16 protein-coding genes are annotated in these 25,370 nt (G+C 41.3%); 9 read left to right on the top strand and 7 right to left on the bottom strand.

The window, feature by feature from the left end; genetic code table 11:
• Positions 1-8: 8 nt before the first annotated feature.
• A complete protein-coding gene (locus RB215_RS14505) occupies positions 9-545 on the bottom strand; it encodes a YaeQ family protein (protein WP_058374423.1) in 537 nt (178 codons plus the stop codon).
• Positions 546-1,036: 491 nt separating this feature from the next.
• Between RB215_RS14505 and ylqF the strand changes: the two genes are divergently transcribed.
• Positions 1,037-1,990 (top strand): ribosome biogenesis GTPase YlqF, encoded by a 954-nt coding sequence (ylqF, locus tag RB215_RS14500; protein ID WP_011329575.1) that lies wholly within the window; start codon positions 1,037-1,039, stop codon positions 1,988-1,990.
• A gap of 636 nt (positions 1,991-2,626) precedes the next feature.
• Positions 2,627-6,082 carry a PAS-domain containing protein gene (locus RB215_RS14495; RefSeq protein ID WP_309216621.1) on the top strand — a complete coding sequence of 1,152 codons (3,456 nt, stop codon included), beginning with the start codon at positions 2,627-2,629 and terminating at the stop codon, positions 6,080-6,082.
• Positions 6,083-6,105: 23 nt separating this feature from the next.
• Here RB215_RS14495 and RB215_RS14490 read toward each other — a convergent pair whose 3' ends face one another.
• Positions 6,106-6,768: a response regulator transcription factor gene (locus RB215_RS14490; RefSeq protein ID WP_011329573.1), complete on the bottom strand. Its 663-nt coding sequence runs from the start codon at positions 6,766-6,768 to the stop codon at positions 6,106-6,108.
• A 101-nt stretch (positions 6,769-6,869) separates the two neighbouring features.
• On the bottom strand, positions 6,870-9,161 hold the full coding sequence (locus RB215_RS14485; protein WP_058374420.1) for a TonB-dependent receptor: 2,292 nt from the start codon (positions 9,159-9,161) through the stop codon (positions 6,870-6,872).
• A 354-nt stretch (positions 9,162-9,515) separates the two neighbouring features.
• On the opposite strand from RB215_RS14485, the gene RB215_RS14480 reads away from it, so the two are divergent.
• The 7 genes from RB215_RS14480 (at position 9,516) to fusA (ending at position 16,899) form a co-directional block, all read left to right on the top strand.
• Complete coding sequence (locus RB215_RS14480) at positions 9,516-10,817, top strand: GntP family permease (protein ID WP_011329571.1); 1,302 nt, start codon at positions 9,516-9,518, stop codon at positions 10,815-10,817.
• A 9-nt stretch (positions 10,818-10,826) separates the two neighbouring features.
• Positions 10,827-12,011, top strand: coding sequence for a homoserine O-acetyltransferase (locus RB215_RS14475; RefSeq protein ID WP_309216620.1), 1,185 nt, complete (start codon positions 10,827-10,829; stop codon positions 12,009-12,011).
• A 9-nt stretch (positions 12,012-12,020) separates the two neighbouring features.
• Positions 12,021-12,782, top strand: a complete 762-nt coding sequence (locus tag RB215_RS14470) for a 3-hydroxybutyrate dehydrogenase (RefSeq protein ID WP_089368891.1) — start codon at positions 12,021-12,023, stop codon at positions 12,780-12,782.
• 9 nt (positions 12,783-12,791) lie between these two features.
• Positions 12,792-13,499, top strand: a complete 708-nt coding sequence (locus RB215_RS14465) for a CoA transferase subunit A (protein WP_011329568.1) — start codon at positions 12,792-12,794, stop codon at positions 13,497-13,499.
• An 11-nt stretch (positions 13,500-13,510) separates the two neighbouring features.
• On the top strand, positions 13,511-14,167 hold the full coding sequence (locus RB215_RS14460; RefSeq protein WP_024594936.1) for a 3-oxoacid CoA-transferase subunit B: 657 nt from the start codon (positions 13,511-13,513) through the stop codon (positions 14,165-14,167).
• A gap of 88 nt (positions 14,168-14,255) precedes the next feature.
• Entirely contained in the window at positions 14,256-14,615 is a 360-nt protein-coding gene (locus RB215_RS14455) for an HTH domain-containing protein (RefSeq protein WP_226898045.1), read from the top strand.
• Positions 14,616-14,814: 199 nt separating this feature from the next.
• Positions 14,815-16,899, top strand: a complete 2,085-nt coding sequence (gene fusA / locus RB215_RS14450; RefSeq protein ID WP_011329565.1) for an elongation factor G — start codon at positions 14,815-14,817, stop codon at positions 16,897-16,899.
• Between the two features lie 815 nt (positions 16,900-17,714).
• On the opposite strand, the gene mdoH is transcribed toward fusA, so the two are convergent.
• From mdoH to hemB, 4 genes are all read right to left on the bottom strand, one after another.
• On the bottom strand, positions 17,715-19,676 hold the full coding sequence (gene mdoH, locus RB215_RS14445) for a glucans biosynthesis glucosyltransferase MdoH (protein WP_089368883.1): 1,962 nt from the start codon (positions 19,674-19,676) through the stop codon (positions 17,715-17,717).
• Positions 19,648-21,255, bottom strand: a complete 1,608-nt coding sequence (locus tag RB215_RS14440) for a glucan biosynthesis protein G (protein ID WP_182678397.1) — start codon at positions 21,253-21,255, stop codon at positions 19,648-19,650. Before RB215_RS14440 ends, mdoH begins: the two co-directional genes overlap by 29 nt.
• A gap of 255 nt (positions 21,256-21,510) precedes the next feature.
• Positions 21,511-24,231, bottom strand: coding sequence for an ExeM/NucH family extracellular endonuclease (locus tag RB215_RS14435; protein WP_309216618.1), 2,721 nt, complete (start codon positions 24,229-24,231; stop codon positions 21,511-21,513).
• 128 nt (positions 24,232-24,359) lie between these two features.
• Entirely contained in the window at positions 24,360-25,370 is a 1,011-nt protein-coding gene (gene hemB / locus RB215_RS14430) for a porphobilinogen synthase (protein WP_309216617.1), read from the bottom strand.

Here is a 25,370-nt window from a genome sequence, read left to right as displayed (position 1 = left end):
TGGTGTTATCACATTAACTGCTGTGGTTTTATTTCAATATTGGTCGTGTCGGTATTAACCCACATCTCGCCATCTTGAATAGTAATAGCAAGCTTTATATTACGATCAACCAAATTGGCCAAAGCTTGGGTAACACCATAATCTAAACTAAAGATACTAAGGTTTTTAAAATCACGTAATTTAGGCTGCTGTTTTTGCCACCAAATAGCTTGGTTGTTTTCGCCATAAGTGTAAAGCACCACTTTTTTAGCTTTATTACAGGCTTTTTTAAGGCGCTTTTCGTCAGGTAAACCCAGCTCTATCCACAGCTCTATTTCTTCACTGTAGTTTTTATGCCACAGCTCGGGCTCATCGTCAGAACTTAATCCTTTGGTAAATTCTAAACCATCACAGCTATTGAGTGCAAAAGCGAGTAAGCGGATCATCAAACGTTGTTCGGTTTCTGAAGGATGCTGGGCCAAGGTTAAATTAAAATCTTGGTAAACGTGACGGTCCATATCGCTAAGCGACAACTGCACTTTCATAATGGTGGATTTAAGAGCCATAACTACTTATTTGAAAAAATTTGCGCCAGTATAGCGCAATTAAATGAATTGCCTGTGAAAATAGCAAGAAATTTACAATAGTGTTTAACTGCTGCCATATCAATTTACTGAGTAAGATTAATAATTGTTAGTTATGTTTTATAGCGGTTGATTGGGTTTTATTCATGGGATTGAATTTTTTGTTTTTAGTTTGTATTGGGCATGAGGTTATTTTATTAGTTGTATACCTTATAGGCTGAAAAATAAAGAAAATTTGCTCAATGTAGCCACATACTTTTTATCCGAGCGTAAATAAGATATTTTTCTATCAAAGCTTAAGCGCGATAGCATGATTAAAATTTCAACGGCTAGTTTATTTTAAGAAGAATTAAATCCTCTTTGTGTAGTAAACTGACACTATTAGCCAAGTACAAAAAGTGTAATTGTACTCTTTAGTACCCCACACAGTACCCCATGGCGTTATGGGTTAGAATAAAAGGTTTGCAAATCAAATGAGTAGAGCAGGAATACAGTGGTTCCCTGGGCACATGAATAAAGCCCGCAACGAAATTAAAGAAATAATGCCGCAAATGGATGTGATTATTGAGGTGCTTGATGCGCGCATTCCTTATAGTAGCGAAAACCCTATGGTGGCGACGCTGCGTGAAGGTAAACCGGTAATTAAAATTTTGAATAAAGCCGATTTAGCTGATCCCAAAATGACTCAAATATGGAAAGATTACTTTGAGCAAGAAAACGGCGTAAAAGCAATTGCTTTTGGTAATGATAAAGCGGCTGAAGTACACCGTATTAATGAGCTGTGTAAAAAGTTAGTGCCTCACAAGGTGGGTGCCGATAAGCAAATTAAAGCCATGATTATGGGTATTCCTAACGTGGGTAAATCTACGTTAATTAATGTGTTAGCTGGGCGTATAGTTGCTAAAACAGGTAACGAGCCTGCGGTAACTAAAGCGCAGCAACGTATTAAGCTTGAAGACGGCATTATGCTTTACGATACGCCGGGTATGCTATGGCCAAAAGTTGAAAATGAAAACTCGGGTTACCGCTTAGGCGCAACTGGCGCAATACGCGATACAGCACTTGAGTATGAAGAAGTGGCGAGCTACACAGCTGAGTATTTAATAAAGGCGTACCCTGAGCTACTAAAAACACGCTACAAAATAGATGAACTACCAGAGAGTGACTGGGAGTTTGTTGAATTAGCGGGTAAAAAGCGAGGTTGTATTCGTGGTGGTAACCAAATAGACACTTACAAAATGTCGGAAATTTTAATTAACGAACTACGCGATGGCATTATTGGCCGCATTACTATGGAAACCCCACAAATGCGTGAGGAAGAAGAGATAATGGTTGCTGGTTTACGTGCGGCTGCGGCGGCTAAAAAGCAAGCCAAAGAAGACGAAAAGTTACAACGCCGAGCGCGAGCGCGTAAAAATCGTCGTTAATAATTAATCTGAATTCAGGATAATAAATCTATCTCGAGCAGCTATTTTCAGCGCTAACTGCGTTGAATTTACTTGCAATAGGCCAGCTATTGACGCGTAAATTCGCCTTGTTTTCACTGAGAATCTCTGGCTAGAGAAAATAAATTTAAATATCACCATGATTCAATACGTTAGTAAATCTCTTAACCAGAGTTCAGGTTATTTAGCGTTATAAGTAATTAAAGTTTGTTAAATTACAGACATAAAAAAAGCCCGTAAGGGCTTTTTTAGTTTCATATCTACCGTCACCGATATGAGCAATGTAGCAAGTAAAATAGTAGGGCGGTTACTCGTTATCAACATCAAGGGGCGTTGTGTTGAATTTACAAGTAACCATAGCAGTTAACGTGCGCTACACGTTGTTCCAGGGTCGAGAAACAAATCAGTTTATTTCGTAACAAGTTAGGATGTACTCCCCTCTTGTTGATAGTGATTATCAATTAGATTTAGGTGTGTGTCAACACCCAAATGCAAATAATTCTTATTTATTTTGTCGTGCATGTTTTGAATTGTTAGCACTAAAGTGGGTGCTGCTTTTTTCTGCAAAAACACATATGCTAGATAAATAATTATAAAAATAATTAAAAGAATAAAACTATGTTTTCTATTTGGTCGATTAGCTTAATTGCCGTGGTGTATTTAGGCATATTGTTTGCTGTTGCAGGGTGGGCCGATAAGCGTAAGGTTTTACCTTTTAAAGGCTTAACTTATGGTTTGTCGTTAGGGGTTTATTGTACCTCGTGGGCTTTTTTTGGCACTACCGCACAGGCTGCAAGTAATGGCTGGTGGCTCGCCCCTACTTATGCGGGCACTATTATATTATTTATTTTTGGTTGGCAGCTATATTGCCGCATTGCGCATATTTGTCGGCAACAAAAACTTACCTCAATGGCCGACTTTATAGCCACTCGGTATGGACAATCATCGAGTTTGTCGGGTTTGGTGTCGCTTATTTCGGTGATTGCAATTGTGCCGTATATTTCTTTGCAGCTTAGTGCTACGGCGCAAAGTATTAACTTGCTTACCGACCGAGCACCCACGCAAAGTAATGCAGTGTGGGCCGACAGTACTTTTTATATCACCTTGCTTTTAGCTTTATTTGCTATTTTATTTGGTGCTAGGCGGTTACGCCCAAGTGAGCATAACCCAGGGCTTATCGCCAGTATTGCGTTTGAGTCGGTGGTAAAGTTACTGGCATTTATTACAGTGGGTTTATATGTTTGCTTTGCACTATTTGATAACCCAGTCGCCTTATACGAAAAAGCCTATGAGCTTAAACTACCCACCCAAGTTACCGCTACGCAAAGCCCTGTTTATGTATATGTTGCGCACACCTTACTAGGGCTTTTAGCTACGTTATGTTTGCCGCGTCAGTTTCATATGAGCTTTATTGAAAACAATAACGACAATGAACTGGCCAAAGCGCGGTGGATATTTCCACTTTATTTGTTACTAATTAATTTATTTATTTTACCTATAGCTTACGCCGGCTTGGTTTACTTTAATGGCAATGATATTGGCCACGATTCTTTTGTATTAGCATTGCCTATGGCGGCAAACAATACCCTGGTAACGTTATTGGCATTTTTAGGTGGGTTTTCGGCAGCAACCAGCATGGTGATTGTATCGTCGATTGTATTATCGGTAATGATCACTAATGATTTTATTAATCAGTTTATTTTACGTCGCTCGCAGCTTACCTCAAGTAGCCGTGGGTTAGATAAAAGCAATTTATTACATGCGCGTAAAATTGTTATTGTGCTCATTTTACTACTTAGTTACTTTACTCACCGAGTACTTGGAGAAACCAGCACTTTAGCCACAGTGGGCTTAATGTCGTTTACTTTAGTGGCGCAGTTTGCACCTGCCATGATAATTGGTTTGTGGTGGCGACATGCCTCTTGCAGAGGCGCGCAACTGGGTATTTTAACCGGCTTTGTTATTTGGGGTTATACCTTACTATTACCAAACTTGGCCAGTGGCCTGGGGAGCCAAAGTAGTTGGCTAACAGAAGGGCCATGGCAAATAGCTTGGCTGGCGCCTACCGATTTATTGTCGCTTGGTTTGGAGAGTATTAGCCAAGCGTTATTGCTATCTTTAGGTGCAAATTGCTTAGTGTATTTATTAATGCCCTTTTTTAGCCAAGCCACTCTTGCTGAGCGATTACAAAGTAATAAGTTTATTGCACAACCCCATGATTCACGCCTAGATACTACATTGCATCCGTTGAGTTATCATGACCTGGGGGCTTTATTGCAGCGTTTTGCTGAAAAAGAGGCCAGCCAATCGTTAGTTAATCATTATTTTCCAGATGATAAAAGCCAATGGAAAAGCCCGGCTAAAGCCGAGTTAGAGTTATTGGTAGAGCGTGAAATGTCGGCAGTAATAGGCGGTGCGTCGGCACGGCTTATTTTAGACGTAGCTAAAAATGAGCAGCGCCAACCATTAGAGCAAGTGGCCGAATTTGTAGATGAAGCCAGCCAAGTACTTAAATTTAACCGCGATCTTTTACAATCCACAATTGAAAACATTCAACAAGGTATAAGTGTGGTAGATAGTGAATTGCGTTTAGTGGCGTGGAATAAAGGCTATAAACGTATGTTTACTTACCCAGACGAAGCTTTATATATTGGCCGGCCAGTAGCCGATATTATTCGCTTTAATGCGCTGCGAGGGTTATTTAATAGCGGTAATATTGCCATTGAAATAGATAAGCGCTTAGCGTATTTAAAGCAAGGCAGTGCTTATAAGTTTCAGCGTTCGCACAGCGATGGCCGAGTGTTCGAAATGCAAGGCAACCCACTGCCCGGTGGTGGCTTTGTAACTACTTATACCGATATTACCGAGTTTGTAAAACAACAAAAAGCACTAACGCTAGCCAATGTAAGCCTAGAGGAAAAAGTAGCAACTCGTACCGCAGCATTAACGCAAGCTAACCAAGAGTTATCGCAGGCAAAACAAGTAGCCGAGCAAGCTACTGTGAGCAAAACCCGCTTTTTTGCGGCGGCCAGCCATGACTTATTGCAGCCGTTTAATGCCGCCAGCTTGTTTTGTTCTTTAATGAACGAAAAAGCACAAAGCTCTGAGCTAAAAGCGCTAGCACTCAATATTAAAAACTCATTAGGCAGTGCAGAAGAACTGCTTAGCAGTATTTTAGAATTAACCAAGTTAGATTCTGGCTCATTTAAAGTGCAGGCCAGCGAGTTTGATGTTAGTAGTTTAATTGAGCCGCTACGCAACGATTATTCGGCATTAGCAGCAGAAAAAGGCCTTAAATTTATTGTAAAGCAATACGATGTACGCATACATACAGATAAAGCGCTGTTGCGGCGGGTATTACGTAATTTACTTAGTAATGCCATACGCTATACCGAGCGCGGCGAGGTACGCTTAAAAGTGTTGCTTGAAGATGACAGCCATGTGTCGTTTGTTATTGAAGATACCGGTGTGGGGATTGCCGCAAGCGATCAGCAAAGTATTTATCAAGAGTTTAAGCAGCTGGGCGAAAAGCCCAATGCCGAAGGCCTAGGGTTAGGACTGTCGATCACTAAGCGTATTTGCGACTTACTGCAAATACCTTTGGTTATGGGTTCTGAGCTAGGTAAAGGAACGCAATTTACGCTCACGATGGCATGCACAGTAAGTAAAGCGGTACAACCTACTCAGCGGGTAATGCTTAATCCCGATACCGAACTAGGTCGCTTGCGTATTTGGCTGCTTGATAACGATAAAAATGTGCTTGATGCACTTAAGCAACTACTGCAAAACTGGGGCTGCGAAATAGCCACGGCAACTAATTTAGCTGAGCTTGAGCAATTAAAAGCAAGCGCTGCATTACCACAACTACTTATTATTGATTATCAGCTCGATGATGGTGTAACCGGGCTTGAGGTGCTTAATAAGGCGCAGCTTACTAACTTGCCGGTAATTGTAAATACAGCAAATCATGATGAAAGCATACGTGAGCAAGTGCTTGATGCAGGTTATCCGCTATTGTATAAACCGCTAAAAGCACCGGCATTAAAGCGTATGATTAAGCGACTAACCAAGTAAGTTAACGATGTAGTGTTTGTGGGCTAGTTTACTTCTAACTTACCGACTTGCGATAGCTGGTTAAATAAAATGCCAGCTTGGGTGCGGTTATAAACGTTGAGTTTGCGTAAAATAGCAGAAACATGCTGCTTAATAGTGGTTTCTTGAATCGACATTTCAAAAGCTATTTGCTTATTCAGTAAACCGTCGGCAATCATGGCAAGTACGCGGTATTGTTGCGGGGTAAGCTTTTCGAGATTTAGGGCAAAGCTGCTTTGCTCGTCATTAACAACTACGTCGGTTAAATCAATATCTGCGGGCAGCCAAGTGTCGCCATTGAGTACATGGCCAATAGCTTCGCCTATTATATCGAGCGATGATGATTTAGGAATATAACCTGCGGCACCTAAGCTCATAGCTTGTTTTATAATGCTGGGAGTTTCGTTGGCAGAAACCATAATTACTAAAATGTCGGGGTAATGATTACGTAGTTGCGATAGCGCTTGTAGGCCATTAGCACCGGGAATGGTTAAATCTAAAAATATAAGTTCTATTTCTGGGTGTATTTTGAGTAAGGCAAACAGTCCGTCTATGTCGCTGGTTTCTTGTATATGTTCTTCAGGAACGCAGGTTGCGGCTGCTTGGCGTAATGCACTTCTAAACAACGGGTGGTCGTCGGCAATTATGGTATTCACAGCAAAAGACATTCCAAATATTCTCCAATACATTTAGTTATAAGTGATTTTGCACAGTGAAACAAGGTTTGTCTGTTGGGGATAACACAGACAAACCTTTCACATAATAAAGACTAGAAGCGGTAGCCAACAGTTAACGACACAGTACGTGGGTCGCCAAAGTAGCCAATTAAGGTATTATCACCGCCTAAACCAGGTTGGTATTTGCTTACATTCGTAGGATCACTCGGATCGGGTGCTACAAACTGGTAACCGCCAATCATGTATTCTTCATTGGTGAGGTTTTTACCATATACACCAGCGGTCCAATGGCCGTCGGCGCTGTACCAAGTAACGCCTAGATTAAGCAGTCCGTACGCGTCTTGAGTTAGTAGGCTGTCTTCTTCAAATAAGGCGTAATCACCACGGTGGTAGTAATTACCATTAACTACAAAGTCGCCCATATCTGTGTACATGCGGTACGTAGCGCCTAAGTTAAAGGTTAAGTCTGGCGTGTTTGATACGCTAAAGCGATCAGATTTATCAAAGGCTGCGCCGGTATTTGGGTCAAAATCAATTACGTTATCAAAGCTACTGTCTATATAACCAATTGAGGCATTAAAGCTTAGTGACTCAGTAGCAACATAGTTAAGCTCTATTTCTACGCCATCTGATGTTGATTCACCAATATTACCTAAACGTTGGTTTAGGTCAGATCCGCTGTCGCCTGGGAGTACCGAAATATACTGGCGGTCTTTATGATCAAGGGTAAACAAGGTTATGTTTGCGCGTAAGTTATTATTCCATTCGCTTTTCATACCAAATTCAAATGAATCAACAACTTCTGGCTTTGCTGCTGGTTCAGGCGTGGTGGCTCTTGGGTTAAATGTACCCGACTTAAAGCCTTGGGCGTAACTGGCAAAAAACATAATGTCGTTACTGTATTGGTACTCAACGCCCGCTCGTGGGGTAAAGCGCGACCAATCTTCGCTATCATCTAGTACGGTAGGTACTAGTTGTCCTTCTGGACGAACATAACCTGGGATCCAGCCCGACTCAGGGTAAACAGTGTCGAATATGAGGCCATTATTTACAATCGCTTCTTTGCTGTCTTTGGTATAACGCGCGCCTAGGGTCATTGACCATTTGTTATCAAAGTCGTAAGAGCCTTGAATATAGGCAGCTTTACTTGTTGAGTTACTACAACCACTTACTTCACGAGTTAAACCTGGTAAGTTTAAAGATTTACCAAATTCTTCGAGTATGGCTTCAAACTGGCCACACGACTCGCCATCGTAGTAATACAAGCCCGACACTAATTTATAGTTATCGCCTTGATGATTTAGTTGTATTTCGTGAGTGGTTTGCTCATCTTCATATATAGCGGGTACATCAAAAATACGCTTTGAGGTGTTATCAAAGTCGATATTGGTTGGCGAGTAACCATCTCGGCTGGCGCCAACATATTTAATGCTTGTGCTGTCACTCATATCCCAACGTGCGGTAAAACTATAACCTTCAAGCTCTACTTCGTTCCAGGTAGGTAAGCTGGTGTAAGAGTCGTATACGCTGTCGGGTACTGGAGCGTCAGTGAGTATACTAGGTAGTAAACGATAGCCGCCTTTTGAGTTTGAGGTGTCTTTGGTTTTATCCCAAGCAAGTTTAAAAAATAAGTCATCTGTTGGCGTGTACTCTAGGGTAACGCGGGCTGCGGTTACGTCTTTGTTGTAGTTTTCACGATCTTGATTGGTTAAATCTGAGGTTAAAAACTCACCAAAACCATCGCGGTTTAAAGTAGCAAAACCAAAGCCAACATAGAGCTTTTCATCAATAAGCGGTAGTTGCCCGGTAACTTTTAGATCTTTTTGACCATAACTACCTACCGTGCCTTTAATGTTAAGGGTTGCATCGCCATCCATTTCTTTGGTGACGTATTTAATTGCGCCGCCAATAGTGTTTTTACCATATAGCGTGCCTTGCGGGCCGCGTAGGACTTCAATTTGTTGCACGTCGAGCAAGTCAAGTACCGCGCCTTGTGGACGCGCTATGTATACGTCATCTATATAAATACCTACACCGGCTTCGTATCCCCATAGCGGATCTTGTTGGCCTACACCCCTAATAAATGCAGTAATAGTTGAGTTAGTACCACGGCTAGATTGCAGTGTAGTGTTAGGCGAAAATTGTTGTACTTCGGTCATTACACTAATACCGTTTTCAGCCAGTTCTTGTGCGCCAATAGAGGTTACTGCTACCGGTACTTCTTGTAAGTTTTCTACCGTTTTACGCGCCGTTACTTCAATGCGCTCTAGCTCGCCTTTGTTAACTTGGTTAGTTTGTTGTTCTGCTGCATAACTATTTGCACCGATCAGCGCCAATGACACAGCGAGTGTAACGGGTGCGACTTTTTTATTGAGCTTTATCATGTTGATTACCTTTTATTGTTGTGATTAATGCCAACGGAATAAATACCAGCTATTTATTTGCCTATACCTAAGTGCCGTTGTTTAAGCCTCGCCATCGCTAACTACTAAGATTGCTGCAGACCTTTACTCATTGCTCATGTCACCTGTTAACTACTTTAGAAGATTGTTACAAAAAATGAATTAGTACCATAGTGCTATACCTAGGTTAAACCCATATATAACAATGCCTGCAAGCCTAAATGTAACTATGTAGTACCATAGTGCTATGTATTTAATTACAAATAAGCAACAATATAATTAACATTACTGCGATGTCACCTCATCTTTGTAATAACAATAACTTTAGGAAAGCTTATGCTGAGCATGATAGGGCTAGTAGGTGGTTTAATACTGCTGATTATTTTAACTTTGCGCGGGGTAAATTTATTTATAGCCGCACCGCTATGCGCGTTACTTGTAGCACTGAGTAGCGACATGGCAATTTTTCCTGTCACGGCCGATATTAATTTTATTAATGCTTATATGGATGGTTTTGCTAGTTTTTTAAGTGCATGGTTTTTTATGTTCTTGCTGGGATCACTATTTGGTAAGTTTATGGAAGACACCGGCGCTGCCGATAGTGTGGCCAGTTATATAGTTGGCAAATTAGGTATGAAACATGCTGTTTTAGCAATAGTGATAGCGTGTGCGGTATTAACCTATGGTGGTGTTAGTTTATTTGTGGTGGCTTTTTCGGTGTACCCGATGGCGCTTAGCTTATTTAAAGACGCAAACCTGCCACGGCGCTTTATTCCGGCTACGCTGGCTTTTGGCTCGGTTACTTTTACTATGACCTCGGCAGGATCGCCCGAAATTCAAAATTGGATCCCAATAAAATATTTAGGCACCTCCCCCTATGCCGCATGGGAAGTAAGCCTAGTGGTGGCTATTTTTATGGCGACATTTGGCTATTATTGGCTCAATAAAATGATAAAAAAAGCGCTTGCCAATGGTGAACATTTTGAAGAGCGCGATGACGATCCAAGCGTGGTTGATCGTAAAAGGCCACACCCTATTACTGGGCTTATTCCGCTATTAGTGGTGCTGCTATTGTCATTCACTTTACATGATACATTACAACAAACCGCGCTTATTATTGCCCTACTAGGTGGCGTGCTGAGTATTATGGTAATTAACTTTAAGTACTTTCATGATCTGGCTGGCGCTGTAAATGTAGGAACAACCGGGGCATTAGTGGCAATAGGAAATACAGCCGCGGTGGTTGGGTTTGGTGCAGTTGCCAAAGTGTCACCAGCATTTACTGCCGCGGTTGAAGTAATGACCCATATGCCAGGTAATGAGCTAGTAGGCGCGGCCGTAGCGGTAAGTGTAATAGCGGGGCTAACGGGTTCTGCCTCAGGAGGGCAAGTTATTGCATTACCACTGGTTGCTCCAGGATATATAGATATGGGGGTTAACCCAGAGCAACTACACCGCGTGGTAGCTATTAGTTCAGGTGCGCTAGATACCTTGCCGCACAATGGTTATGTAGTTACTTTGATCCGCGCTATTTGTAAAGAAACACATCAGCGTGCTTATTGGTCTATGGCTGCGTTAACAACCGTAGTACCGCTAATTGGGGTTGCATTAGCAATTGGCTTATTTATTTTCTTTTAAGGGATAACAATGAAAACTAAATTAATAATGAGTGTACTGCTGTTAATAGTAAGCACAGTTGCTTATAGCAATGATAAAATAGCGCCTATGTTGGTTGAAAAACAACATTTTACCACTAAAAATTTTACTACTGTGTCGGGAGTTACGCTTAGCCAAGTAGACGTAGGCTGGGAGAGCTACGGTACTTTAAATAAAGCTAAAGATAATGTGGTACTAATTACGCATTATTTTTCGGGCACGTCGCATGCAGCTGGTAAATATAAAGCCGACGATGCCTTAGCGGGTTATTGGGATGCGTTAATTGGCCCAGGTAAAGCAATCGACACTAATAAATACTTTGTTATTAGCTCAGACACTTTAGTTAATGCCAATTGGCACGATCCTAATGTAATTACGACTGGCCCTGCATCAACTAATCCGGCAACAGGTAAACCGTATGGCCTTGATTTTCCGGTAGTGACCATTACTGATTTTGTTGAAGTGCAAAAACGCTTACTCGATAGTTTAGGTATTAACAAACTGCATGCCGTAATAGGTGCCTCAATGGGATCGTTTCAGGCACTGGAGTGGGCGGTACGTTATCCAGAGCAAGTAGAGCGCTTAGTACATGTAATTGGCGCAGCAACCATGGATGCATGGACTGTGTCGGCACTAGAAAAGTGGGCTATGCCAATTCGTTTAGATAAAAACTGGCAGCAAGGTAATTACTATAATAAAGAGCGCCCGCTTGCAGGGCTTACCGCTACGCTACTAAACATTACCCAAGATGCTATGCATCCGCTTATTTATAACGCTAGTTTCCCAAATTTTGAGGTGCTAGATGACGACGCACTGCAAGATATTCGTACTCTACCAAAAGTAAACCAGGTTTTAGAGGCTAGAGCATTAGCTAAAGCTAAGCTACAAGATGCAAACCATGTGTTGTACTTAGTGCGAGCATCGCAGTTATTTACCGCAGGTAGATCAGCCAATTTAACTGATGCCCTAAAAAAGGTGCAGGCAAAAACCTTATTGCTACCTGCCACTAACGATTTATTACTACGTCCCGAAAATGTCCGCAAAATGCACTCAATAATGGATGAACTAGGTAAGGAGGTTACTATTTCTGAAATTGCGGGAGGCTGGGGTCATTTAGATGGGCTGTTTTCGATTGCGCCTAAAGCGCAGCAAATTAGTGAGTTTTTAGCCAACTAGGAGGCCTGCATGAGCAAAACAATTTTAATAACCGGTGCAGCCAGCGGTATTGGCTTATATATAGCACAGCAATTAGCCGTAGCGGGTCATCATATTATAGTAACCGACCTAAATGCAGCGCACGCAAAAGAAGCGGCAGAAGATATTGTTACTAATGGCGGGAAAGCCCAAGGTTATGCATTAAATGTGGCCGACAGCGAGGCAATTACCGTTTTTTTTAAGCAGTTACCGCAAGCTGTTGATGTACTTATAAATAATGCCGGCATTCAGCACGTAGCAAAGCTTGAAGAATTTCCGGCTGATAAATGGCAATTTTTGCAGCAAGTAATGCTCGTTGGGCCCGCAATGATGACCCAAGCGGTATTGCCTAAAATGCGCGAACAAAATTTTGGCCGAATTATTAATATTGGCTCTATTCATGCCATGGTGGCCTCTAAATATAAGTCGGCCTATGTGGCCGCCAAACATGGCTTAATTGGCTTTAGTAAAACCATAGCGCTTGAAACAGGAGATGCCAATATAACCATTAATACCGTGTGCCCCGCGTATGTGAAAACTCCGCTAGTAGAGCAGCAAATTGCCGCACAAGCCAAAGAGCATGGTTTATCTGAGCAACAAGTTATCGATACTATTATGCTAGCACCCATGCCTAAAAAAGCCTTTATTGGTTTAGATGAAATACACCATACGGTAACCTTTTTAATGGCTGATGCGGCGCGAAACATTACCGCACAAGCTATAGCAATAGATGGCGGCTGGACCGCACAATAGGAGCTAACAATGGCAGGATTCGATAAAGTAGTAAGCAGTTACAGCGAAGCAATGGCAGGGCTTGAGGATGGCATGACAGTGATTGCCGGTGGTTTTGGCTTGTGCGGTATACCGGAGGGACTTATTGGCCAAATTAAACGCCAAGGTATTCGTAACTTAACTGTGGTGTCTAATAACTGTGGCGTAGATGGTTTTGGTTTAGGCGTGTTACTAGAGGATAAACAAATACGCAAAATGGTGGCCTCGTATGTGGGCGAAAATGCCTTATTTGAGCAGCAACTACTTAGTGGTGAGCTAGATGTAGAGCTTACTCCACAAGGTACACTGGCTGAAAAAATGCGCGCTGGTGGTGCAGGTATTCCTGCTTTTTATACCGCCACTGGAGTAGGCACGCCAGTGGCTGAGGGCAAAGAAACGCGCAATATTAATGGTCGAGACTACTTGTTAGAACACAGTATTACCGGTGACTTTGCCATTGTAAAAGCCTGGAAAGCGGATCGCTTTGGTAATTGTATTTATCGCCATACCGCGATGAACTTTAATCCTATGGCCGCCACCGCAGGTAAAATAACTGTACTCGAAGTAGAAGAAATTGTAGAGCCTGGGGAGTTAGAGCCAAGCCAAATACACACTCCCGGTATTTATATCGATCGGGTTATAAAAGGGGTGTTTGAAAAACGCATAGAAAAAGTGACCACCCAAGCAGCAAAGCAATAAGGAGTAAGCTAATGGCATTAACACGTGAACAAATCGCCAAGCGAGTCGCGATGGAATTACAAGATGGCTATTACGTTAATTTAGGCATTGGTATTCCTACCTTAGTAGCTAACTATGTCCCCGATAATATTGCAGTAATGCTGCAATCAGAAAATGGCCTACTGGGTATGGGGCAGTATCCTACTGCCGATGCGCTCGATGCTGATATGATAAACGCCGGTAAAGAAACCGTTACTGCCGCCACTGGCGCAGCAATTTTTAACTCAGCCGAAAGCTTTGCGATGATCCGCGGCGGTCATGTTGACTTAACCGTATTGGGTGCCTTTGAGGTTGACCAAAACGGCAATATTGCTAGCTGGATGATCCCCAATAAGTTAATAAAAGGTATGGGCGGTGCGATGGATTTAGTGGCTGGTGCAAAAAACATTATTTGTACCATGACCCACGCTAACAAGCATGGTGAGTCAAAATTACTCAGTGAGTGCAGCTTACCGCTCACCGGCGTGGGGTGTATTAATAAAGTAATTACCGACTTGGCCTTACTGGAAATTAAAGATGGTGCATTTCATTTATTAGAGCGCGCCCCCGGAGTGAGCGTAGAAGAAATTCAAGCGAAAACACAGGGGCGTTTAATTATCCCTAAAAACACACCCGAAATGACATTTTAATAATAGCTTATTAATTAAGCCCGCATTGTTGCGGGTTTTTTTATAACTTAAAAAGCTACCAATTTGAATCCGCGTTATAAAACCACTCATGTTAAGTAGGTTAGATCAAGCTCTGGCACGTTTTGAAGCTCGGCAACAATGTTTTTCGGCTGCTGTTGAGGTGACGCAGTCTATGGTTGATACCCTATTTGGTTCAAAAGAGCGTGTTAGTACCACAACACGCTTACCCAAAGGAGTCGACTCGCTTACCTTAAAAAAAATAATAACTGCATTTAATGAACATAAAGAAACAGCATTTACAGCTCAGCAAATGGGTGATTTAGTGGGTGTAAGCCGATCGACTGCTCGCCGATATCTAGAATACATGCTTGAAGCAGAGCAGGTTAGAGCTGATCAAAGCTATGGTAGTATTGGTCGTCCAGAGCGTTGCTATAAAATATGCCAATAAAATAAAGAGTACAGAGTAAGGTAAGGCCTCATTAGGTAAATAGATCGCTCGCTCGCACTACAAAAAATAGCTATTTCAAAGGATGGATCATTTTTTTTATATAATTGGCTGCATTTTAAGCGACTTCTATGGTGATGTTCGCTTTAAGTGATGTTATACTCTGGCCGAATAATTTTTCGACTTTATTAAGAGTAAACTAATGGCAGATTTATCGAAGTACAGAAACATTGGTATTTTCGCGCACGTTGATGCGGGTAAAACTACCACCACTGAGCGTATACTAAAGCTTACTGGTCAAATCCACAAAAGTGGTGACACGCACGATGGCACATCAGTTACAGATTTCATGGATCAAGAGTCTGAGCGCGGTATTACTATTCAGTCTGCGGCTGTAAGCTGTTTCTGGAAAGATCACCGTTTTAACGTTATCGATACTCCTGGACACGTTGACTTCACTGTTGAAGTTTACCGTTCACTTAAAGTATTAGATGGCGGCATCGGTGTATTCTGTGGCTCTGGTGGTGTTGAACCACAATCAGAAACTAACTGGCGTTATGCGAATGAGTCAGGTGTAGCACGTGTTATTTTCGTAAACAAATTAGACCGTATGGGTGCTGATTTCTTCCGTGTAACTAATCAAGTACAAAAAGTACTTGGTGCAACTCCATTAATCATGACTTTACCAATCGGTAGAGAAGATGAGTTTGTTGGTGTTGTTGACGTTCTAACCAAGCAAGCATATGTTTGGGATGCGACTGGTCTTCCAGAGAACTACACTATTGAAGATGTTCCTGCAGACATGGTTGACCAAGTTGAGGAATACCATGAGTTACTTATCGAAACTGCTGTTGAGCAAGACGATGAGCTACTAGAAACGTACATGGAAGGTGTAATCCCTTCAATTGAAGATGTGAAGCGTTGTATTCGTAAAGGTACTCGTGACCTTGCTTTCTTCCCAACATACTGTGGCTCAGCATACAAAAACAAAGGTATGCAGCTTATTCTTGACGCAGTTGTTGATTACTTACCATCTCCTACAGAAGTTGATCCTCAACCTCTTATGGATGAAGAAGGTAATGAAAACGGCGAATTCGCTATCGTATCTACAGACCTACCATTTAAAGCGTTAGCATTCAAAATAATGGATGACCGTTTTGGTGCGTTAACATTCGTACGTATTTACTCAGGTAAACTAAACAAGGGTGACACTATCCTTAATGCGTTTACTGGTAAAACTGAGCGTGTTGGCCGTATGGTTGAGATGCAAGCAGATGACCGTAATGAATTAGCTAGCGCACAAGCTGGTGACATCATTGCTATCGTAGGCATGAAAAACGTGCAAACTGGTCACACATTATGTGATCCTAAGCACCCAGTAACACTTGAGCCAATGGTATTCCCAACTCCAGTAATCTCGATTGCTGTACAGCCTAAAGATAAAGGCGGTAATGAGAAAATGGGTGTTGCTATCGGTAAAATGGTTGCAGAAGATCCATCTTTCCAAGTTGAGACTGATGAAGATTCAGGCGAAACTATTCTTAAAGGAATGGGCGAGCTTCACTTAGATATCAAAGTAGATATCCTTAAGCGTACTTACGGTGTAGACCTTATTGTTGGTCAACCACAGGTTGCTTACCGTGAAACTATCACTAAAGAAATTGAAGATAGCTACACGCATAAGAAACAGTCTGGTGGTTCTGGTCAGTTCGGTAAAATTGATTACCGTATTAAGCCAGGCGAAGTTGCTTCTGGTTTCACGTTTAAATCATCTGTTGTTGGTGGTAACGTACCTAAAGAATTCTGGCCTGCAGTTGAGAAAGGCTTTAAGTCAATGATGGGCACTGGTGTTCTAGCTGGCTTCCCAGTACTTGACGTTGAAGTTGAGCTTTTTGATGGTGGCTTCCACGCAGTGGATTCATCAGCAATCGCGTTCGAAATCGCTGCTAAAGGTGCTTTCCGTCAATCTATCCCTAAAGCGGGTGCACAACTTCTTGAGCCAATCATGAAAGTTGACGTGTTCACGCCGGAAGATCATGTAGGTGACGTAATCGGTGACCTTAACCGTCGTCGTGGTATGATGAAAGACCAAGAGCCTGGTTTAACTGGCGTTCGCATTAAAGTAGACGTACCGTTATCAGAAATGTTCGGTTACATCGGTTCATTACGTACAATGACATCAGGTCGTGGTCAGTTCTCTATGGAGTTCTCACATTACGCACCATGTCCTAATAACGTTGCTGAAGCTGTAATCGCTGCAGAAAAAGAGAAAAAAGCTGCTAAGTAATTAGCACCTTAACTCTTTAAAAAAACCCGCACATGTTGCGGGTTTTTTATTGCCCATAATTTATTGCATAAAGCGCACTGTTAATTACCTAATGGTATAAAAGTTACAAATAATTAAAATAAAAAATTAGTAAAACATATTTATAAACAACTAGTTGACATTGTTTTTGTCATTACTAAATAAGTAGTAGTAACAATTGAAATAGGCTCAGTGCTGATGTAGGATTCGCGAGAGCAAGCCTCAACTGAGGATAGATTGCATATGTGGAAGTCTCCAAGTGGGATATTGATTATATTTATTTTTATATAAGACGTTTACGAACATGATTAAGTTAGTGCCAAATTGGTCTCTACAACTGTTTAAATATATTACTGTTATAGGCTTATTTCTTTTAATACCTATATTTTCCACCGTTACTTTTAGAGTGGCGATAATCGTGTTGATACCAACACTACTCACATTTTTTATTGTTAGTAAGATGAACTTACAGCTATTACATTGCTACAAGCCTGGCATATGTTATAAACGAATATTTGGAGAGCGTTATATTAGTAGAGAAGAGATAAAATCTATTTCCTTTAAGTCATTTTTTATTAATACTATTTTTAAAGTATCTCTATTAAATGGTAGAAGTATATATTTTTACAATTGGAGATTAGATGAGAAAACTCGTACTGCCATTTATAAATTATACAGTGATAAAGTAATTGGTTAATTATCTATAATTACGAGCTTGCTTTGTTTTGTAAATATAACCTAATCTAGTAATAAAAAAGGAGCTATTTGTAGCTCCTTTTTTATTTTAAAGTGTGGCGCTAGCTAAGCTTTTTAATTAGCTTTTCTTTTAGCGCTTTCATCTTTGGCGAGCGTGACTTATTAAAGCTTTGTATTGGCATGGTAACCAAGTGCTCTTTTGGCAATGCGGGTATAGTTAAAGGGTATTGCCCTGCGGTGGGTACCGAAATCTCTTTAAGGTGCACTTTAAGTGCCTCTAGCATGGTATCGTTATCTACTTCACTAGGGCAGATAAATATACCTAGCTTTCTGAGTTTAACCCCCAGTTTTATACTGCTTGAATAACGCACTATAGGTGCAGCTAGTACTAAACCTAGTAATATAGGTGATAGCCACCAAAAAAATACCGGCGTGAAGTAATACGCTGTGCTACCCCAAGCAATAGCGACCAAAGTAGAAAATAACGTATAACTAAACGCTTCTTTCCATGGCACCATACGGCCTTCTCGTGGTTGAGCATCCCACTTAACTTTTTTGCCTAAAAACACACAAACAACAAAATAAGCATGAAACACCATCATTAATGGAGCCATGACAATAGCAAAAACTGTTTCTATAATTGCGCCTAACGTAAGCTTAATAGCACCACCGAAGCGGTTTTTTCTGTGCACCAAGGTTACGATTATCCCCATTAGTTTTGGTAGCAATAAAATAACAATAGTAAGATAGAGCAGAGCATCAATTAAATCGGTTTTAGCTATTTGCCAAGTAGGGAACAATTGATAAGCGCGGTTAAAATAAACGTCGCTATTTAAAGCACGTGTTACGGCATCAACCGTACTTAACGCGAGCATAAGTAACCATATTAATGACGAAATATAAGCGGTAGCGCCAAGTAAAAAGTGAAATTTGCTCATCAGCTTTAACTTTGGTGACGGGAGTAATCCAATGTGTTGAATATTACCCTGTACCCAACGTCTGTCGCGCACGGCATAATCTAAAATATTACTTGGGACTTCTTCATAGCTGCCTTCAATATCTGCAAGTAGTAATACTTCCCAATTTGCACTGTGTAGTAATGATGCTTCTACAAAGTCATGGCTGAGTATTTCACCACCAAAAGGAGCATTGCCTTTAAGTGTGGGTAAACCACAGCAGTCAATAAATGCGCTTACTCTAATTATGGCATTATGGCCCCAGTAGTTTGCTTTATCGGTTTGCCAAAATGCCGATCCTGTTGCCAGCATAGGGCTATAAAGTACCGAAGCAAACTGTAAAAAACGACCAAAAAAGGTATCTTGGCGTACCGGAATAGGAATGGTTTGAATAAGTCCTACTTGCGGGTTGTTAATCATGCTTGCCGTTAGCTCTAGCATGCATTTACCTGTCATAACGCTGTCGGCATCAAGGACAATCATATGATCGTACTGGCTTCCCCAGCGCTCACAAAAGTCGGTTAAATTACCTACTTTACGGTGTTTATTATCTTCGCGGCGACGATAAAACAACTGCTTTGATGTCTCGCCTAGGCGCTCACACAAAGCATGCCAAGCACTTAGTTCATTTTTAGCTATTGTTGGATCTTGTGTATCACTGAGTAAATAAAAATCAAAGTTGGCTAATTCCCCAGTCTCTTTTAATGACTGTAAGCTAACTTCAAAGCCTGCAATAACACGGTGTGTATCTTCGTTATAAATAGGCATTACTATGGCAGTTTTTTGCTGAGAAAATGCCTGACTATCAAGCTTTATAGGTTTTATGCGCCTAAGGGTAAGCGGATCAATACGCAGTAACTGCAGTACAAACCCTATAGTACCACTACAAAATGCGGTAACAATCCATGCAAAGGTAATTGAAAATAATGCCAGCAAAGCATATTCAAGTGGTGTCATACCATTTGAGTTTAAAATTTCAAACATAATAGAGATGCCATACGCAGATATACCAATTGCGGCAATGGCAAATAACCAAATACGAAGTGCCTTAAAGGGCATAGATATTTTGGTGGTTTGTTTACTTGATGTCATTTGGATACCAAACATAACTCCATACCTCGCTAATTTCTTTATCATGCAGCTTTAACGATAAGCGCATGTCTACAGGTTTGCCGTTTTGTGGAGCTATTTTAAAAGCAACTCGCCAGCCTAATGAATCAGGTAATTTTTGCACAGTTACATCTCTAACCTCACCCGTTGTTAATTGGATGTCGGCATTTAAATTTAACTTTTCTGAAAGCTTATTTATATCAGGCCCAGCAAAATCAACCGTAAATTGGCGATGGCTTTTAGGTGGCGGATTATCTTCACCCGGTAATGCCGCGCTACCAATGCGAGTGCGAACTGCGCGTGCCTTATCATGCTGAGTTAAGTAAGCATTAAAGGTGGTCATTTTATAGCTTAGCTTTAACGAATCGCCTGCTTTAAATGGTTTTTCAGGTACCCAGTAGCTCACTATGTTGTCGTTTGTTTCTGTATCTGTCGGTATTTCTACCAGCTCTACTCGACCATTTCCCCAGTCACCTTCAGGCTCTATCCACAGGCTAGGGCGGTTGTGATAATGCGCTTCAATATCAAAGTAATTATTAAATTCACGATCACGTTGCGCTAAGCCAAATCCCTTAGGGTTCTCGTATGAAAAAGAGGTTACGCTAAGTTGCGACGGATTATTAAGCGGACGCCAAATCCAGTTGTTATCCTGAGATTGGGTTAACAGTCCGTCTGAGTCATGCACTTCTGGGCGGTAATCGTCAAAAAACTTAGTGCTGTTTTCGCCGTGATAAAACATGCTTGTTAGTGGTGCTACGCCTAATTTTTTCACGTCTTTACGGGCAAAAATTTGCATATCTACTTTAACGCTGGTGTTGGTGGTAGGGTCAATACTAAACTTATAAGCGCCGGCAACCGATGGGCTATCAAGCAGTGCAAAAATGATAATGTTAGTTTGTTCTGGCTGTGGTTTTACTAGCCAAAACTCTTTAAACACAGGAAACTCCTCACCAGACGCTTCAGCAGTATCAATTGCTAACCCTCGCGCCGATAGGCCATACACTTGATTAGGCCCAACAACTCTAAAATAAGAAGCACCTTGAAACACCATTACTTCATCTTTGTACTCAGTGGTATTAATTGGGTAATGCAGCCTAAATCCAGCATGGCCTAATTGTTTATTGGCAATACTCTTGGCTATTTCATCTTTTAAAGGTGCTGCAGTACCATCGTACTGATAAAAGTCAGTACTAAACGGCAAACGGCTAAGTTTAGAATCGCTATCAACTGTATTAATTGTTACTGGTGTTTTATATAAAAAGCCGGGGTGAAACAACTGTAGCTCGTAAAGACCTTCATCTTTCCACATTGACTTGTCTTGTTTAAAACGAATAGAGCGATAATCTTGATATTCAATATTATTTAGCGCATCTAGCTCGATGTTTTTAGGGGCAATATACTCCTCACTCGCTAATTTTTGAGCGCGGGCGCTGATCACATCAAATAAACTGTCTTGCGGGATGGCAACGTCAAGCGTGGCGGAAAATGCTTGCTGAGCTGAAAAAACAAGAAACAAGCTAAGTAATGGTACTGAGGCTTTTTTCCATGTTGATATTAGGTGAATTGGTGCTTTCATTTTCGTTCCTTTATAAAAACATGACTTATTTTTACAGTTAAGATTAATATCGATTTATTAATTTGTTTCATTGGTACTTTTAATAATAAACGTATAAAAAGGCTCAAGTATGCTTTGTTGTTTACAGGCTAAATACGAGAGTGAGTAGATTTAGTACGGATAGTACACAAAGTTTACTGAAGCTTGTCTGAATTACATTTGTATAAAAAGAGAAAAGCCGCAACAGCGGCTTTTTAACAATTATAGTGTTGGCTTTTAGCTTTTAAACCTGCGAAATAAAGTAAGAGGTGCCAAAAAAATAGTTAACCAAAATAATGAGCCAGAGTCATCGTCATCATTTTGAGCCTCATCACTATTAACATTTATAGTAACTGTTTGCTCTAATGATATATTGTCAGCACTATCCTGGGCTTGCACAACTAAAGTAATAAGACTTTGTTGTTCATAATCAAGTTCAGCAGTCACCACGATCTGACCCTGGTTGTTAATAGTTACGCTATTGCTACCCGACACAATAAATTTAACAACGGGAGAGTCATTAGCATTTGGATCGCTAAACGCTAACTGGCCAATCACAGTACCAACAGGGCTATTTTCATTAACAATAAATGTCTGGTTAGCTGCTATAACTGGGGTTTGCTCCTCAGGTGTTAAAATAACCTCAGATTTTATATCAACAATTATTGGATCGTGATCTGATGCACGATATGGGCCTGCTGCGTATAAGCTTGATTGTTGAGCATCACTTTTAAACTCGACATTGTAATCGAGTAAAGTGGGCTCATCGGCATTAATATGCCAATCATTCGTTGCAACTATTTTGCTTAATAATGATGGGCTTACTAAGGCATAATCTAAGCTACCCGCACGTCCAAAAAAACTATAAGAGTAGCCAAGGGTATTACCATCAAGCTCTGCAACTGCATTTTTATAGCCATTGTCGGCAAATGCACGAATAGGATCTTCCATGGCATAGGCATTTAAATCACCAATAAGAATAATATCCTCATCATCAATACCGGTTGGCTTGCTATTAAGCCAGCTTGCGTATGCATTAGCGCCGGCAACGCGTGTTTCATTCCAACATGCTTGGCCATCACTTTTATCTTGGTTTGCTCCTGTTGCGCTACTGCAACCACCTTTTGATTTAAGGTGCGCTACTGCAGCGGTAAATACCTCATCTGTTGCTAATACTTTAAAGCTTTGTGCAATTGGTGGGCGGTTTCCAAAGTCAAACGGAGGTTGTGTGGTGATTGCTGCACTACCTACTTCTACTACTCTATTTACACGATAGATTAAGGCTGTGGTAATTGCATCACTACCAATTTTATCAAGGCCAAAATTAACAAATGCATACTGGTTAGCTGTGTCAAAGTCGTTAAGCGCATTTACTAAGCTAGCAATTGCACTAAACTCACCAAAGCCATCGTTTTCTATTTCCATTAAGCCAATAACATCGGCTTGTATTGCACTAATAGCACTAACAATTTTAGCTTCTTGACGAATAAACTCAGCTTCACTATCGGCACCACGACTAGTGGGGAATCCGGCCCCCTGACCATCGCCATTAAAATAATTAAGAACGTTAAAGCTAGCTACCCTTAGATCCGCATCTACGTGAAGTTCGGGAGCATTTTTACGTGCATTGGTAGTGATAAACTGCGGTGTTATGGTAGGGTGAATGCGATAAGTATCAAAGCTATATGCAAGCACCCCAGTTACAGTGTTAACGGTATCGCCAGTGCGTAGCGTATTTTCGGCAGATAAACCCGGTATAGGGTAAATTGGCTCAATATTTTGTAAAGTTGAGCCATCGTCTAAAAGAATTTTTTTAGTTAAGTTATTCGCTTCAAGTGTGTTGGCGGCATCACCGGGCAGGGCAACTTGTGTACCTTGATACAAACGCTCGGTTGCCAGCTCTATTTCACCATAGCGTCCTAAACCAAAGTTATTAGTCACTATTAATGGCTGCTCTAGTGTAATAAGCATGCCTTCAAATGCTTCTAAATCTGTTGTATTTGTAACTGGGAGTGAGATTTTAGTTGCTGATACAGTTAAACCCGAATTGCAAACGGCCACTTGGGTAACGCTACCAATTTGAGTGGCATTGAAATACTCTTCAACACTGCCTTGTACACGCACATGGTCGCCTACACTCACATTTGCTGCTGCAAAATAAACAAAGATGCCTTCAGAGGTTAGTGGGTTAGTATCGTCATCAACAGGTAAAGAGCTAATAAAAAAACCTTTTAACTGATTGTCACCTTGGAAGTTGGCCGTTACAACCCCTTCTAACTCTACTGTAGTATTAACAAATGGGCTGGCAGCACCAGTACCTTGAATGGCGTTAATGGTTGTTTTATCGTTGCCACATATCAGTGGTTCAAGTGGCTCTGGTTCAGGTTCAGGTGTTGTGCCGATACCAAAAAAACCTAGCCCTGAAAAGTCGTTTTTATCAAATTGTAGCCATTCGTCACTTGGGTTAAAAGTGGAGTCAGGGGTTGCCCGACCAATAAGAATATTTTCCTTACGGCGTAGCGTTTTATCTTTTGTAGTTACGCCCCCGGCAGACCAAATTTCTTTTACCCCACGCTGCCCAAAACTGTCAATAACATTAGAGCCTTGCATTAGTACTAATGCGTCGTCACCATTAAAGTTAACTGCACCACTAAATAGCTGAGCTTTTAATTTAAGCTCATCATTTGCTCTAGAGTCTGAAGTGACAATAACATAGGTACTGTTTGCAGCAAGCAACCCCGTAAGCTCTTCAGTTACACTGGCTGATCCAGAGCCATTTGAATACAAGCTAAGTGAGTAGCCATTTAAAGAAACCTCTGCGGATGATGTGTTATAAATCTCAATAGCTTTATTAAAGCCACTTCCCTCAACATATTCAGAAATTATCAGTTCGGCAGAGGCTGATGCACTAATGCTTGCAATAATAAGCGCTAATGGGGTTATTTTTGTTTTAAACATTGGTCATTATTCCCGTTTATAATTCCAGATAGGATATTAGTTTAGAGAATAAATATTACAAAAATAATATTCAGTGTGAATGATTGTAAATGCAAAGTAAGGCGGGCTTGTTGCCCGCCTTGTAAGGCTTACTTTTTAGCTAAGTATTGTGCAGCTTGCTTAGCAAAATAGGTAAGAATGCCGTCGGCGCCAGCACGTTTAAACGCCAGTAACGACTCCATGATAGTGGCCTCTTCAGCTAACCAGCCGTTATCAATAGCAGCTTTGTGCATAGCGTATTCCCCACTTACTTGATAAGCGAAGGTTGGCACGCCAAACTCATCTTTAACTCGGCGTACAACATCCAAATATGGCATGCCAGGTTTAACCATTACCATGTCGGCGCCTTCTTGCAAATCAAGCGCGACCTCGCGAATGGCTTCGTCAGAATTAGCTGGATCCATTTGATAGGTTTTTTTATCAGCACCCTTTAAGTTACTGGCAGAGCCTACCGCGTCTCTAAATGGGCCATAATAGCTTGAGGCGTATTTAGCTGAGTAAGCCATAATGCGAGTGTGAATGTAGCCATCGGCTTCAAGTGCCTCGCGAATAGCGGCAATTCTGCCATCCATCATGTCCGAAGGGGCAATAACGTCAGCACCTGCTCGGGCGTGCGACAGTGCTTGCTTAACTAGTATGTCAGTTGTGATGTCGTTAATTACGTAGCCACTTTCATCAATAATGCCGTCTTGTCCGTGGGTGGTAAACGGGTCTAGCGCGGCATCAGTAATTACACCTAACTCAGGGAATGCTTCTTTTAATGCACGTACTGTACGTTGTGCTAAACCATCATCGCTATACGCTTCTTCAGCATGTAATGACTTTTTGTCGGCCGGTGTTACCGGGAAAATAGCAATGGCGGGCACACCGAGCTCAACCAGTTCTTTGGCTTCTATAAGCAGTAAGTCAATTGATAAGCGCTCGATACCGGGCATTGATTCAATTGCTTCACGACGGTTTTTACCTTCGAGTACAAATACCGGATAAATAAGATCATTAACGCTAAGCTGGTTTTCAGCCATAAGACGGCGTGAAAAATCATCGCGGCGCATTCTGCGCATGCGAGTATATGGGAAAAGATCTAGACCAGATTGGGCCAT

The sequence above is a fragment of the Pseudoalteromonas sp. HL-AS2 genome (genome assembly GCF_031198805.1).
GTDB classification, from domain to species: domain Bacteria; phylum Pseudomonadota; class Gammaproteobacteria; order Enterobacterales; family Alteromonadaceae; genus Pseudoalteromonas; species Pseudoalteromonas nigrifaciens.
This window is presented reverse-complemented; position numbering and strand designations above follow the sequence as displayed.